Here is a 13,273-nt window from a genome sequence, read left to right as displayed (position 1 = left end):
AGCGGGTGGGGTCGGTCTGGGTGGTCCGCCTGTCGGCTTGACATGCAACCAAACGGTTGCCAATCTCGTGGTGAGGGGTGGATGGCATGGACGAGGTGTTCAAGGCGCTCGCGGACGCGAGTCGCCGGCGACTGTTGGACCGACTGAACGAGCGGACCGGGCAGAGCCTGCGTGAACTGTGCGCGGGGCTGGAGATGACCAGGCAGGCGGTGTCCAAGCACCTGGCCGTGCTGGAGGGCGCGGGCCTGGTGACGACGGTCCGGCACGGCCGGGAGAGGCTGCACTACCTCAATCCGGTGCCCATCCACGACCTTGCCGACCGCTGGATCGGCCAGTACGAGCGGGACCGGATGGCCGCGCTCAGCAACCTGAAGCACGCCCTGGAAGGAACGGCGATGAGCAAGCCCGAGTTCGTCTACACGATCTACATCGACACCACACCCGAGAAGCTGTGGGAAGGGCTGACCAGCCCGGAATTCCTGAAGCAGTACCACGGGGGCTGGGCGCCCTCCTCGGACTGGAAGGTCGGCTCGAAGGTGCTGTGGCCGGTCGAGGACGGCGGTGCGCCGCAGGACCTCGGCCAGGTCGTCACCGAGTCGGAGCCCGGCAGGAGGCTTGCCTACACCTGGCACACGCTGCAGCCGATGCATCAGGAGATGTTCGGCATGAGCGACGCGGAGTTCGCCGAGGCCGCCAAGGAGCGCTCGAAGGTCGCCTTCGACATCGAACCGGCCGAGGACCCGGAGTTGGGTATGAAGCTGACCATCACCCATGACGGCTTCACCTCGGCCGACTCCAAGATGCTTGAAGGTGTCAGCGGCGGCTGGATCATGATGATGTCGCACCTCAAGACGATCCTGGAGAAGTCCTGACCTCACGCGGACTCACTGGTGACGCTCTGCTGCGTACGGACACCCGGCGTGGCGTTCCGGCGTCGGGCGCGGGCGCCGAGGGCGGCGGCGACCGAGAGGAGCGAGACCGCGGCAAGAACGGACAGCGCCAGGTGGTAGCCGTCGAGCAGCTCCCGGACGGCGCGGGGAGCGACACGGGAGAGAGTGCCGTCCAGGACGTGCCGACGCAGATCGTGCGGTACGGGACCGGTGATCAGGGTCAGTGCCAGGGCCGCGCTCATGACCACACCGCAGTTCTGCACGGTGAGCCGTAGTCCGTTGACCACCCCGATCCGCCAGCTGGGCAGCCCGTGCATGAGCGCGGTCGCGTTGGACGGCATGAAGAGCCCCGAGCCGAGGCCGATGAGGGCGAGCGCCGCGGCGATCGGCGGATAGGCGGCTGTCGTGGAGAGCACGAGAAGCAGGGTGACCAGCCCTGCGGTGCACACGCAGGCGCCGAGGGCCGCGACCGTTCGGGCCTGCAGCCGGGCCTGGAGCAGCCCGGACGTGGCGGAGGCGAGCATCGCGGCGAGGGGAAGCGGCAGCACTCTCGCGCCGGCCGATACCGGGTCCGCTCCGTGCACCGACTGGTAGAAGAGCGCGACGAGCAGCACGACGCACATCCGCGAGACGGTGTTGAGGAAGGAGGCGAGGAGGCTGTACGCGACGGCGGGATCGCGGAACAGCCGCAGGTCGACGACGGGATGCGCACTGCGCCGCTCGACCAGCAGGAAGACGGGCAACAGGGCGCCGAAGGCGAGCACCCCGGTGAGGACCACCGGATCGCCCCAGCCGCGGTCGCCGGCCTGCGAGAGGCCGAACAGCAGACTGCCGAGGCAGAGCAGGAGGAGCACATTGCCCTGGATGTCGATGCCGCGCTCCTTGCCCGCGGGGGCGACACGGCGGAGCACCAGCGCGCCCCAGACGAGGCAGACCACGCCGACCGGCACGTTGTACCAGAACACCCACTGCCAGCCGAACCGGTCGGCGAGGAAGCCGCCGAGCGTGGGACCGAGCAGTTGGGCGACCGAGAAAGAGGCGATGTAGACGCCCATCCCGCGCGCGAGGTGACGCTCGGGGAACGCGTCGGTCAGCAGGGCCGCACTGTTGGCGAGCAGCATGGCCCCGCCCGCCGCCTGCACCGCCTGCAGCGCGATCAGCACCCCCGCATGGGGAGCCAGCCCGAGTAGCAGCGAGGCCACGGTGTAGGTGAGCAGGCCGACCAGGTAGAGCCGGGATCGGCCGAACATGTCGGCCAGCCGGCCGAAGGCGACCATCAGGACGGTGTTGGTGAGCATGTAGCACAGCAGCATCCAGTTCCCGACGGTGGCGCCGGCGTGGAAGTGCCGTACCACCTCGGGCAGGGCGACGTTGAGGGCGCTGCTGCCCAGTGCCGTCATGACGCTCGCGAGGCCGACGACCGACAAGGCCCGCCAGGCGTAGCGCAGCCGGTCGGACTCCTCTCGGGCGGACTCGCGGGCCGTTGGCGGAGCGGGATCGGCGCTCACCGGGGCGGTGCGGTGTTGGCGATCGCCGTGGTGGCGCAGTAGCCGATGGGACCCGCCGCGTCGTACAGGGTGCAGTGGCCCACGGCGATGCCGTCCTCGGCCGTGTGCGCCTTGGCCTCCAGGCCGATTGCGTCGCTCAGCGGCAGCCGGCTCAGGCACAGGGTGTAGTCGGCGTTGATGTACTGCAGACCCTCGTCGCTCGCGTGGGCGAGCGGACTGGCGGTGTCACCCGCCAGGGCCACGCGGACGAGGGGGGAGAGGGCCTCGCCGGCGACGAGCGGGCGGGTTTCGCGCAGCCAGGCCCGGCGCCGCTGGTCGCCGCGCCACTCCCGCACCGGCTGCAGCTCCTCGTCGAACCGCCAGAAGTGCTGGTGCTCGTGCGAGGCGGGCAGCTGCTCCGGTGGCGGTGCGTCCCACGGCCCGGTGGCGGGGATGTGTCCCGGCGGCGGTGTGCTGGTACGCAGCAGTACCGCGCTGACGCGCGCCAGCGGCAGGCCATCGCGCTCGCCGTGGACGACGGCGTCGACGACGCGGATGCGCCGCCCGTCGCGTACGCGCTCCGTGCTGACCCGGACGGGGGCGAAGGGGGCGGTGCGGAACAGGTCGACGGTGAGCCGGGCGAAGTGCAGCCCTTCCTCGGCGTGCGCACGCTCCAGCTCCCGCGCGGCCAGACCGCCCAGGAGGCGACCGTGCAGGGTGCCGGGCGCCCACCACCCGCGGGCGTGCGACTCGGGTACGAAGGTGTCGTCGCGGAGGGTGAAGTAGGACGCCTCGTCTTCGGTCTGGGCCACGCGTGTTCCCTTCCTGCACGGTCCCGTGCGGGCCGCGCCGATGTGCGGTGACGCTCAAGCGGCGTGCTCAGGCGGCATGTTCAGTGACATGGTCACGAGACGACATGGTCACGAGACATTGAGGGGGTCGAGCCTGCGGATGAGGGCGATGGTGGCGTGACAGATCGCGTCGGCGTCCCGCTTGCGCGAGCAGGTGCCGATCTCCCGGCCGGCCTCACCGATGATCGAGGTCAGGACGCCGACGACGAGCCGGTCGACGGGTTCGCTGCCGGCTTCGAGAAGTACGGCGTTCTGCCGGATCCACTGGCGGCCGCGCGCCCGGCGCATCAGCTCGAAGCCGGGCGGTCCGTCGCCGTCCATCCACAGCCTGACCAGGTCCCGCCGGCGCCAGCAACCCTCCAGGAAGCTCCGGGTGCCGACGAGGAAGAGCTCCAGCGGATCCTTCTCGCCCGCCGCTTTGGCCTGGGCCACCGCCTCGGAGGCGTCGTGTTCGCGGGCGTCCTCGTAGTCCTCCCACAGGGCGACGAACAGCTCCGTCTTGCCGCCGAAGTGGTGGTAGAGACTGCCGACACTGGAGCCGGCCCGGCGTACCACCGCAACGATCGCCGTGTCGGCGAAGCCCTTCTCGCAGAAGACCTCACGGGCGGCGTCGAGGAGGGCGCGCCGGGTCTGCTCCGTGCGGCTCCACTGCCAGGCGTTGCCCTTGCCCGAGGTCCGCTCAGCCTTGCGTGTCATCCGAGTCGCCCCCAGCTGTGGGGCCGCCGTCCGGCCTCTCCCGCCACACCGACGGCCTCTCTCACCATACCGACGACCTCTCTCGTCATACCGAATCGGATTTTAGAATCCTTGAACACGACGCGCCAGACGTGCGGTTGAAGTTCTTCTGGCCTCTTGACCGCTTGCCGGCCTGCAGGCAAGTTGAACGCATTCCTAGATTCGCGTTCTAGGAATGCGTGACCGTCGGGCGCTCGTCATCCGGCCCGCTTTTGGAACCTTCGGAAGGGACACTGCAATGGTCGACTTCGCACTTTCCACCGAGGAACGCCAGATCCGGGACACCGTCCGGGCGTTCATCACCAAGGAAGTGATGCCGCTGGAGCAGGAGGTACTGCGCAACGAACGGGCCGGGCAGCCGGGCGTCCTGCCGGAGGTCATCGCCGACCTCCGCGCCAAGGCACGCAGATCCGGCTTCTGGGGCGTCAACACCCCCGAGGAGTACGGCGGGATGGACCTCGGTGCGGTGATGTCGGCGATCATCGCCATGGAGACCGGCCGGACCTTCGTCCCCTTCAGCTTCGGCGGCAGTGCCGACAACATCCTCTACGCCTGCAACGACGAGCAGAAGCAGCAGTACCTCCTGCCCACCATCGAGGGCGAGCGCCGCTCCTGCTTCGCCATCACCGAGCCCGGCGCCGGCTCCGACGCCCGCAACATCCGCACGCGTGCCGTGCGCGACGGCGACGACTGGCTGATCACCGGCGAGAAGACCTTCATCACCGGCGGCAACGAGGCGGACTTCGTGATGGTGTTCGCGGTCACCGACCCGGACAAGGGCGCCGACGGCGGCGTCACCTGTTTCCTCGTCGACCGCGACATGGGCTGGAAGTCCGAGCCGATCGCGACCATGGGCCAGTGGGGCCCGGCCTCGCTCGTCTTCGACGAGGTACGCGTACCGGGGTGCAACGTCCTCGGCGAGGTCGGCAAGGGTTTCGCGCTCGCCATGCAGTGGATCGGCCAGGGCCGCTACCTCATCCCGGCCCGCGCCATCGGCTCCGCTGAGCGGATGCTGCAGATGGCCGTCGACTACGCCCGGACCCGGCACTCCATGGGCCGGCCCATCGCCGACTACCAGGCGATCCAGTGGCACATCGCCGATTCGCAGGTGGAGATCGAGTCCGCGAAGTGGCTCACCCTCTACGCCGCCTGGCGGGTGCAGCAGGGCCTCGACGCCCGGCACGCCTCCTCCATCGCCAAGCTCAACGGTGCCGTGATGGCCAACCAGGTCGTCGACCGCGTCCTGCAGATCCACGGCGGCATGGGCTACACCAAGGAACTGCCCATCGAGCGCTGGTACCGCGAGCTGCGCCTCCTGCGAATCTTCGAGGGCACCGACGAGATCCAGAAGCGTACGATCGCGCGCAACCTCCTCAAGGGGCACGTGCGACTGGGCGGGATCGGCGAGTGAGCCCGCGGCGCCGCGCGGCGATCGTCGGCGTCGCCGAGTCCGAGCTCGGCAGAACGCCGCACCTGACCGTGCTCTCCCAGCAGGCCCGGGCGAGCAGCGCGGCACTCGCCGAGGCGGGCCTGACACTCGGCGACGTGGACGGGCTGTTCACCGCGGGAAACTGGTCCTGGGCCCCGGCCCTGACGCTCGCCGAGTACCTCGGCATGCACCCCGACCACCTCGACGGAACCAACATCGGTGGCTCCTCCTTCGAGGCCCACATCGGCCACGCGACGGCGGCGATCGAGGCCGGCCTCATCGACGTCGCCCTGATCACCTACGGCAGCACCCAACGCAGCGACCGCACCCGCGGCCGGCCGCGCCCCGGGACGCTGACCGAGCAGTACGAGCAGCCCTTCGGCCTGCCCCAGCCCGTGGGCGCGTACGCGCTGGCCGCCGCGCGCTACATGCATGAGTACGGCGTGACGAGCGAAGAACTGGCCGAGGTCGCGGTGAGCGCGCGGCAGTGGGCGGCCCGCAACCCGCGCGCCTACCACCGCGACCCCATCACCGTGGCCGACGTCCTCGCCTCACCACTGATCGCCGAGCCGCTGCACAAACTCGACTGCTGCCTCGTCACCGATGGCGGGGGCGCGGTCGTGGTCGCCGCGGAGGACCGCTGGCAGGACGTGGCCACCCGCCCCGTCGTCGTCCGCGGCCACGCCGAAACCACCACCCACACATCCATCTCCCAGATGCCGGACCTCACCGTGACCGGAGCCGCCCGCACCGGGCCGCTCGCGCTGGAGCGCGCCGGCGTGACGCACGAGGACGTGGACCTGCTGGCGATCTACGACTCCTTCACCATCACGGTGCTGCTCACCCTGGAATCGCTGGGTTTCTGCAAGCCGGGGGAGGCCGGCCGGTTCGTCGCGGCAGGCCGTACGGCACCCGGCGGCGAGCTGCCGATGAACACCAACGGCGGCGGCCTCTCGTACACCCACCCGGGCATGTACGGAATCTTCCTGCTCATCGAGGCCACCCGGCAGCTGCGCGGCGACTTCCGGGACCAGCCAGACCAGCCAGACCAGCCAGGCCGGCCGGGTCGCCAGGTCGAGGGAGCGGAGCTCGCCCTCGTCCACGGCACCGGAGGCGTGCTCTCGTCCACCTCGACCGTCGTCCTCTCCAGGAGCTGAGGAGCATGCCGGACCTGCCGTCCATTGTCATCGACGCCGAATCCAAGCCGTTCTGGGACGGTGTCGCCCTGGGTGAGCTGCGCCTGCAGCGCTGCCGAGACTGCGCACGCGCCGTCTTTCCCGCGCGGGTCGTCTGTCCGCACTGCTTCGGCGAGGGGCTGGAGCCCCTGCTCGCGGCCGGCACCGGGACGGTGTACTCCAAGACCGTCGTCCACCGCGCCTTCGGGGCCTTCGCGGAGCAGGTCCCGTTCACCATCGCTCTGATCGACCTCGATGAGGGAGTCCGGATGATGTCCAGGATCGTCGGCGAGACACCGGTGGCGATCGGCGACCGCGTACGCCTGCGGGTGACGCGGCTCGACGACGCGCCGGACGCTCCCCAACTCCCCTGTTTCCGCGCGGAGGTGGGGGCATGACCGCCGGCGTGCGGACCGGCCGGGACACCTCGCTGCGGGGTCTGTTCGCCCCGAAGTCCATCGCCCTCGTCGGTGCCACCGACAAGTCGGGCTGGTCGCTGAGCACGTACCAGAACCTGCTCACCCAGGGTTTCACCGGTTCCGTCCACCTCGTCAACCCCCGCTCGCCGGAGGTGCACGGCCAGAAGGCGTGCAAGAGCCTCACCGACATCGGCGAGCCGGTCGATCTCGCCTTCGTCATGGTGCCGACACCGGCCGTGCTCGACGTGCTGCGCGAAGGCGCCCGACTCGGCATCCGCAACTACGTCATCCTCACCGCAGGATTCGGCGAGACAGGGCCCGAGGGCCGCAGGCGCGAGGAAGAACTCCACTCCTTCGTCCGGGAACAGGGCCTCAACGTCCTGGGCCCGAACGGCAACGGCTACGTCAACGCCGCCGCCTCCATCACCCCGTACGGTCTCGCCATCACCCAGCCGCCGCCGGCCGGCCCGGTCTCCGTGGTGCTGCAGAGCGGTGCGCTCGCCAGCGCCGTACTCACCTTCATGCACGCCCGCAACGTCGGCCTGGCCCTGCTCACCTCGATGGGCAACGAGATGTCCCTCAGCGTCACGGACGTCATCGACCACCTGGTCGACGATCCGGCGACCGAGGTCATCGCCCTCTTCCTCGAAACGGTGCGCCACCCGGACGAGTTCGCCCGGGTAGCCCGCCGCGCGGCCGAGGCGGGCAAGCCGATCGTCGCATTGAAGATCGGTGCCAGCCGCCTCGCCTCGCGTACCGCCCAGGCACACACCGGTGCGCTCGTCGGCGACGACCGTGTCGTCGACGCGGCCTTCCGGCAGCTCGGCGTCATCCGCGCTCACTCGCTGGAGGAGCTGGTCCTCACCGCCGGGCTGCTCGCCCGAACCGGGCCGCTGCCGGGCGGACGGATCGGCGTGGTCACCCCCTCCGGTGGCGCCTGCGAGATCATCGCCGACCGCGCGGAACAGGAGGGGCTGGAGATCCCACCGTTCGCGCCGGAGACCACGGCCCGGCTCAAGGAGGCCGTGCCGGACTTCGCCACCGTACAGAACCCGCTCGACGTCACCGGATACGTGCTGGTCGACCGCACCCTCCTGCCTCGTGCGCTGGACACCGTCGCCGCCGACCCCGGCATCGACGCGGTGCTCGCCCTCGTCGATCTGCCCCGTGTTCCGCCGGCCGACCCCGAGGCGGCGCGCGCGTACTTCGGGGCCTTCGCCGAGGCCATCCGGCGGACCGACAAGCCGGTCGTGGTCAGCGGCAACGTCCTCACCGACGTCACCGAGACCGGCCGCGGCCTGCAGGCGGAGACCGGATTCCCGCATGTCGCCGGCGGCATCGATCACACCATGAAGGCGCTGGGCGCGGCCGTGGGGTGGTCTCGGTCACTGCCCGACGTACTCCGTACGCAACCACCGGCGCCCGCCCCCGCGGCCGTCACCATCGGGCAGCCGGGGGAGGTGTGGACGGAACACCGGGCCGCACGACTCCTCGCCGACCATGGCGTACCCGTCGTCCCCTCCACCCTCACCGCCGACGAGGACGAGGCGGTCGCGGCCGCCGAGCGCGTGGGCTACCCCGTCGTCCTCAAGGCAGCGGCCGAAGGGCTGCAGCACAAGAGCGACATCGGCGGCGTCCGACTGGACCTCGACGGGCCCGACGCAGTACGCGATGCCTTCAGGGAGGTACGGGACACACTGCGGCACCACGGCCACGGAGCCGCCGCTCCCGTCCTCGTCCAACCGCAGCGCAGCGGCGGGACGGAACTCCTCGTCGGCATCGTCCGCGACCCGACCTGGGGCCTCACCCTCGCCGTCGCGCTCGGTGGCATCTGGGTCGAGATCCTCGCCGACTCGGCACTGCGCCTGCTGCCCGTCACCCCGGCGGACGTGCGAAGCGCCCTGGGGGAGCTGCGAGGAGCCCGGCTGCTCGACGGCGCGCGGGGCACCGAGCCGGCCGACCTCGACGCCGTGGCCGAAGCAGTGGTGCGCATCGGCGAACTCGCCCGATCGCTGGGCCCCCGCCTGGAGTCGCTGGAGGTCAACCCGCTCCTGGTGCGGGGTTCACGGGTGGAAGCACTGGACGCCCTCGTCACCTGGGCCTGAACCGACCAAGATCACGAACAGCCTGCTCAGTACGTCCCCCCCCACATCCGCACACCCGGCACACCCCTCCTCACCCACCGAGGCATTCTCGGGGGCTCCCTTCACCGAAAGGGCGGGTAGCGCAATGAGGCTCTTCCCCGTGCGTGAGCTCGACGAGTACCCGACCACCGGACAACGGATGCGCATCCTCTCCATGGCCGTACTCGCTGTCCTGATCGCCTCCTACGAGGGGCAGATCGCTCCGGTGGTCCCGCTGCTCCTCAAGGATCTGCACATCACACTGAGCACCTACGGAGCCGTCTCGGCGGCGGCACTCGTCGCCGGAGCCATCGCCTCGGCCGTCGGCGGCCGGCTCACCGACACCGTGGGCCGGGTCCGGCTCATCGTGCCCCTGCTGATGCTCACCGCGGTGTGCTGCTTCCTGATGACGACGGTCCACACGGCCGGTCAACTCCTCACCGTCAGAGCCGTGTTGTCCGTCGTGGACGGCATGGCCATGGCCGGGACCGCGCCGCTGGTGCGGGACTTCTCGCCGCGGATGGGCCGCGCGCAGGCCTTCGGCTTCTGGACCTGGGGGCCGGTCGGGGCGAGCTTCCTGGCCGCTACGGTCGCGAGCCTCACCCTGCCGCTCTTCGACGACTCCTGGCGGTCGCAGTTCGTCATCATGGGCGCGGTGTCCCTCGTGCTCTCCGTGGTGATCGCTTTCAACATCGCGGACCTCTCACCGGAACTGCGGGCCCGCATCCTCCGCACCGAGCAGGAAGCGATCAGCCGGGCGGACCATGCCACACCGCCCCGCGTCCGCGACCTGTTCGCGCAGCGCACCATCTGGGCCCATGTGGTGGCCATCGCCTGCTGGCTGGTCCTCTACATCACGCTCACCCTCTACGGGCAGACCATGCTCGCGGACAGCTTCCACCTGGACGCCGCGACGGCCTCGCAGGTCATGTCGGCGTTCTGGGTGCTGAACATCCTCACCCTCATCGTGGCCGGCCGCGTCTCCGACCGACTGCAGCTGCGCAAGCCACTCGGTACGGCCGGCACATTGGCCGCCGCGCTCCTCACCGCGTATCTGGCGAGCCTCATCGGGCGCGAAGACGTCTCGCACCTGCACATCGCCGTCACCGGCGCGCTCCTCGGCGGCGCCATGGGATGCGCCTACGGACCGTGGATGGCGAACTACTCGGAGAACGCCGAGGACATCGACCCACGACTGCAGGGCACCGCCTGGGGAGTGTTCACCTTCCTGACCAAGGGCGTGGCGGTCGTGGTGCTGGTACTCGTGCCGCACGTGGTCGAGTCACACGGCTGGCACGGCTGGCTGTTCATCGCGGTGGGCTGCATGGCCCTCTTCATCCCCGCGTCGCTCCTCTTCCGCGGCCCGTGGCGCCGCCCGAAGCCGAACCCGGAGTCTTTCTCACAGCCGAGGGCTACCACCGCCGAGTCCTCCACGGCCGCGGTGCACCCCGGTCCGACCGACTGACCCACCGAAGACGGACTCCAGCGTCCGCCCTCCAGGTCGGCGCGCCCCCGGGCCGAGGGAGATCACCGGCCTGCCGCCGCCGTCGCCCTGCAACAGCGCTCGGGGTTCTCGTCAGGAAGCCCCGGCGAGAACCGCCGAGAACCGCCGAGAACCGGCGAGACCCGGGTCATGGCGCGCACAGACCGCGGTGTGCATCACGCATGGCTCAGCCGCCGGTCGAGTGCGGCACCGACGTCGGGGCAGTTCCTGCGGACGGTGTCGAGGAAGGCGCCCAGCGCCGGAGAGCGGTCCTCGTCGGTGAAGGACAGGATGAGGTCGGGCAGCGCCGTACGCGGGGTCACTTCGCAGAAGCGGACGCCCGGGCGTGGGGCCGACAGCATGCGGGAGGGCCCGAGTCCCACGCCGACTCCGCAGGCGGCCAGGCCGATGATCGTGTGCACGTCCCTGGCGAAGGTCGCACCGATCAGCGCGGGGGAGTCCTCGCCCAGCAGGGTGCGCAGCCCGGCGGTGACCGCGGGCTCGTCCTCCCCGGCGGCCACGATCAGCGGCCGGCGCCGTAGCTGGTCCAGGGTCACCGACTCCTGCCCGGCGTAGGGGTGTGCGCTGCTGACGACGGCGATCAGATGGTCGTGGCCGATCGGTACGGACACCAGGTGCTCGGCTCCGGCGCCCCGCGGCGGTCCGAGGGTGACGGCCACGTCCAGTTCTCCTGCGATGAGGGCGGATGCGCTGCGGCTGGATGCCATCTCGTGCAGTTCCAGCCGCACATCGGGCCGCTCGCGACCGAACCGGCCCAACACGTCCGGCAGCGGCGCGAGCAGCGCGGACGCGATGAACCCCAGACGCAGCCGGCCCGTCTCGCCGCGCGCTGCCCGGCCCGCATCCACCGTGGCCGCCGTCATCTCCTGAAGCGCCCGCCGCGCCCGGGCGAGGAACGCCTCACCGGCGGCGGTGGGAAACACGCCCCGGCGCGTGCGGTCGAACAGCCGGGCCCCGGTCTCGCGCTCCAGGTCGGCGATCTGCTTGGACAGCGGAGGCTGCGCGATCCCCAACGCGCGGGCCGCCCGGCCGAAGTGCCCGTGCTCGGCGAGGGCGAGCGCATACCGCAGATGCCGCGCCTCCACGACCAACCTCCCCATACACAACAGGTATCGCCGCTCAGCTTTCCATATCTTTCGCTGGATGGCTCCTCCACTTCCCAGTGGGATGGGAGCCATGACGCCACCCCTGCACGACACTCCGCGGAACGACCTGCGAAACGACCGGAAGCACGACACCAAGCACGGCCTGCACCACACCGTCTTCGTCCTGGTCCACGGTGCCTGGCACGGCTCGTGGCAGTGGGCGGCGACACAACGCGCCCTCGCCGGCCTCGGCGCCGCGAGCGTGGCCGTCGACCTGCCTGGGCACGGCTTCGACGCCCCCTTGCTCAGCGGGTACCTGCTGCCCGGCCGCCCCGGTCTGCTGACCCAACGCTCGCAGCTCGCCGACGTGACGATGGACGACTGCGCCGCTGTCGTCCTGGACACACTGCGCCGGGTCCGCCGCTACCGCCGTGTCGTACTCGTCGCCCACAGCGCGGGCGGCGGCCCCGCCTCGCTGGCCGCGGAGCGCGCGCCCGAACTGGTCGACCGCATCGTCTACCTCTCCGCGTTCGTCCCCGGCGGCCGCCCCCGCTTCTTCGACTACCTCAGCACTCCGGAGAACGCCGCCGCACGGGGACGGAGCCTCAACCTCGGCGATCCCCAGGCGCTGGGCGCCGTACGGATCGACCCGCTCTCCCCGGACCCCGCCTACGTCGAGGAACTACGGCAGACCCACTACCACGACACGCCCGCGGACCGCTTCGACCGCTGGCGCTCCGCGCTCAGCCCCGACCTGCCGCTGGCCATTCCGGCGACCCCCGTCCTCCTGACCGCGGCGCGGTGGGGCCGTATCCCACGCACCTTCCTGCGCTGCGCGGAGGACCAGGCGCTGCCGACCGCCATACAGGACCTGATGATCGCGGAGGCCGACCGGACCATGCCGGACGAACCGTTCACCGTCCACACCCTGCCGGGCAGCCACACCCCCTTCGCAGCCCGGCCACAGCAACTTGCCGAGACGCTGGTCCGGTGACCGGCCGCCGGTGGCTGCCCCTCCTGTGGCTGCCGCCGGTGGCTGTGTTCGGTGGTTGTACCGGTGGTGCTCAGCGCGCCATTCGTGCAGCTGCTCAACCCGACGATCGGACAGGTCGCGGCTCACAGCCATCCAACCGGCTTGCGCGCAGGCCCCGGCGCGGTGCAGCTCGTCCTGGCCGGGTAGGTCCGATGAGCTCATCCCTCGCGGCCCTACGGGCCCGCCCGGCCGGCAACAACGTCATCCGCCGAGCAGTCCACGGTGGCGCGGATGCCGGTAGGCAGTAGGCCTGAGGATGTTGCCGCCAAATCCGCCAGATCCGCGAGGCCGCTGATCGTGTTGTGACTCCGGATCAGCTCAGCTGACGAATGGCGTTCCGGCTGCCCGCGCGACTTCCTCGCTCGCCTGGAGGCCGGAGCGATCGGATTCGTCGACGAGGCCGGCAGGCAGCAGGAAGGTCATGGCCAGGATTGATCCAGGCGCTAGGTGTATTGACCCGCAGGGTTGTTGACGCGGGTGATGGGTGGCTGGCCTCCGAGTGCGGTGTGGCAGCGATGGTAGTTGTAGGTGTGCAGGAAGTC

Annotated in this window: 11 protein-coding genes and 1 pseudogene; 7 read left to right on the top strand and 5 right to left on the bottom strand. The window is 70.6% G+C overall.

Going from position 1 to position 13,273, the window contains the following annotated elements; translation table 11 throughout:
• Nucleotides 1-86: 86 nt before the first annotated feature.
• Nucleotides 87-872: an ArsR/SmtB family transcription factor gene (locus IF20_RS12615; protein ID WP_052865223.1), complete on the top strand. Its 786-nt coding sequence runs from the start codon at nt 87-89 to the stop codon at nt 870-872.
• A gap of 2 nt (nt 873-874) precedes the next feature.
• Here the strand turns inward: IF20_RS12615 and IF20_RS12610 are convergent, their stop codons facing one another.
• The 3 genes from IF20_RS12610 to IF20_RS12600 all read right to left on the bottom strand — a co-directional run bounded on the left by IF20_RS12610 (nt 875) and on the right by IF20_RS12600 (nt 3,924).
• Complete coding sequence (locus IF20_RS12610) at nt 875-2,398, bottom strand: MFS transporter (RefSeq protein ID WP_199896572.1); 1,524 nt, start codon at nt 2,396-2,398, stop codon at nt 875-877.
• Nucleotides 2,395-3,189, bottom strand: a complete 795-nt coding sequence (locus IF20_RS12605; RefSeq protein WP_052865222.1) for a thioesterase family protein — start codon at nt 3,187-3,189, stop codon at nt 2,395-2,397. Before IF20_RS12605 ends, IF20_RS12610 begins: the two co-directional genes overlap by 4 nt.
• Nucleotides 3,190-3,297: 108 nt before the next feature.
• Nucleotides 3,298-3,924, bottom strand: coding sequence for a TetR/AcrR family transcriptional regulator (locus IF20_RS12600; RefSeq protein ID WP_052865221.1), 627 nt, complete (start codon nt 3,922-3,924; stop codon nt 3,298-3,300).
• Between the two features lie 277 nt (nt 3,925-4,201).
• Here IF20_RS12600 and IF20_RS12595 point away from each other — a divergent pair, with 277 nt between their 5' ends.
• The 5 genes from IF20_RS12595 to IF20_RS12575 all read left to right on the top strand — a co-directional run bounded on the left by IF20_RS12595 (nt 4,202) and on the right by IF20_RS12575 (nt 10,574).
• Complete coding sequence (locus IF20_RS12595; protein ID WP_052865220.1) at nt 4,202-5,374, top strand: acyl-CoA dehydrogenase family protein; 1,173 nt, start codon at nt 4,202-4,204, stop codon at nt 5,372-5,374.
• Nucleotides 5,371-6,549: an acetyl-CoA acetyltransferase gene (locus IF20_RS12590; protein ID WP_052865219.1), complete on the top strand. Its 1,179-nt coding sequence runs from the start codon at nt 5,371-5,373 to the stop codon at nt 6,547-6,549. The genes IF20_RS12595 and IF20_RS12590 overlap by 4 nt, the downstream gene beginning before the upstream one ends.
• 5 nt (nt 6,550-6,554) lie before the next feature.
• On the top strand, nt 6,555-6,965 hold the full coding sequence (locus IF20_RS12585; RefSeq protein ID WP_052865218.1) for a Zn-ribbon domain-containing OB-fold protein: 411 nt from the start codon (nt 6,555-6,557) through the stop codon (nt 6,963-6,965).
• Nucleotides 6,962-9,091 carry an acetate--CoA ligase family protein gene (locus IF20_RS12580; RefSeq protein WP_052865217.1) on the top strand — a complete coding sequence of 710 codons (2,130 nt, stop codon included), beginning with the start codon at nt 6,962-6,964 and terminating at the stop codon, nt 9,089-9,091. The genes IF20_RS12585 and IF20_RS12580 overlap by 4 nt, the downstream gene beginning before the upstream one ends.
• 139 nt (nt 9,092-9,230) lie before the next feature.
• On the top strand, nt 9,231-10,574 hold the full coding sequence (locus tag IF20_RS12575) for an MFS transporter (protein ID WP_052865216.1): 1,344 nt from the start codon (nt 9,231-9,233) through the stop codon (nt 10,572-10,574).
• Nucleotides 10,575-10,768: 194 nt separating this feature from the next.
• Here the strand turns inward: IF20_RS12575 and IF20_RS12570 are convergent, their stop codons facing one another.
• The gene (locus IF20_RS12570; RefSeq protein ID WP_052865215.1) at nt 10,769-11,698 is read right to left on the bottom strand and encodes a LysR family transcriptional regulator; all 930 of its coding nucleotides are present in this window, start codon (nt 11,696-11,698) and stop codon (nt 10,769-10,771) included.
• Nucleotides 11,699-11,780: 82 nt separating this feature from the next.
• On the opposite strand from IF20_RS12570, the gene IF20_RS12565 reads away from it, so the two are divergent.
• Entirely contained in the window at nt 11,781-12,692 is a 912-nt protein-coding gene (locus IF20_RS12565) for an alpha/beta hydrolase (protein WP_407702492.1), read from the top strand.
• 482 nt (nt 12,693-13,174) lie between these two features.
• Here the strand turns inward: IF20_RS12565 and IF20_RS37610 are convergent.
• Nucleotides 13,175-13,273 (bottom strand): annotated as a pseudogene (locus IF20_RS37610) (IS481 family transposase); the annotation flags it as partial.

The organism is Streptomyces niger, from assembly GCF_000718305.1.
In the GTDB taxonomy this organism is placed as follows: Bacteria; Actinomycetota; Actinomycetes; order Streptomycetales; family Streptomycetaceae; genus Streptomyces; species Streptomyces niger.
Note: the sequence above shows the minus strand (reverse complement) of the source record. Positions and strands in the feature narration are given on the sequence as shown.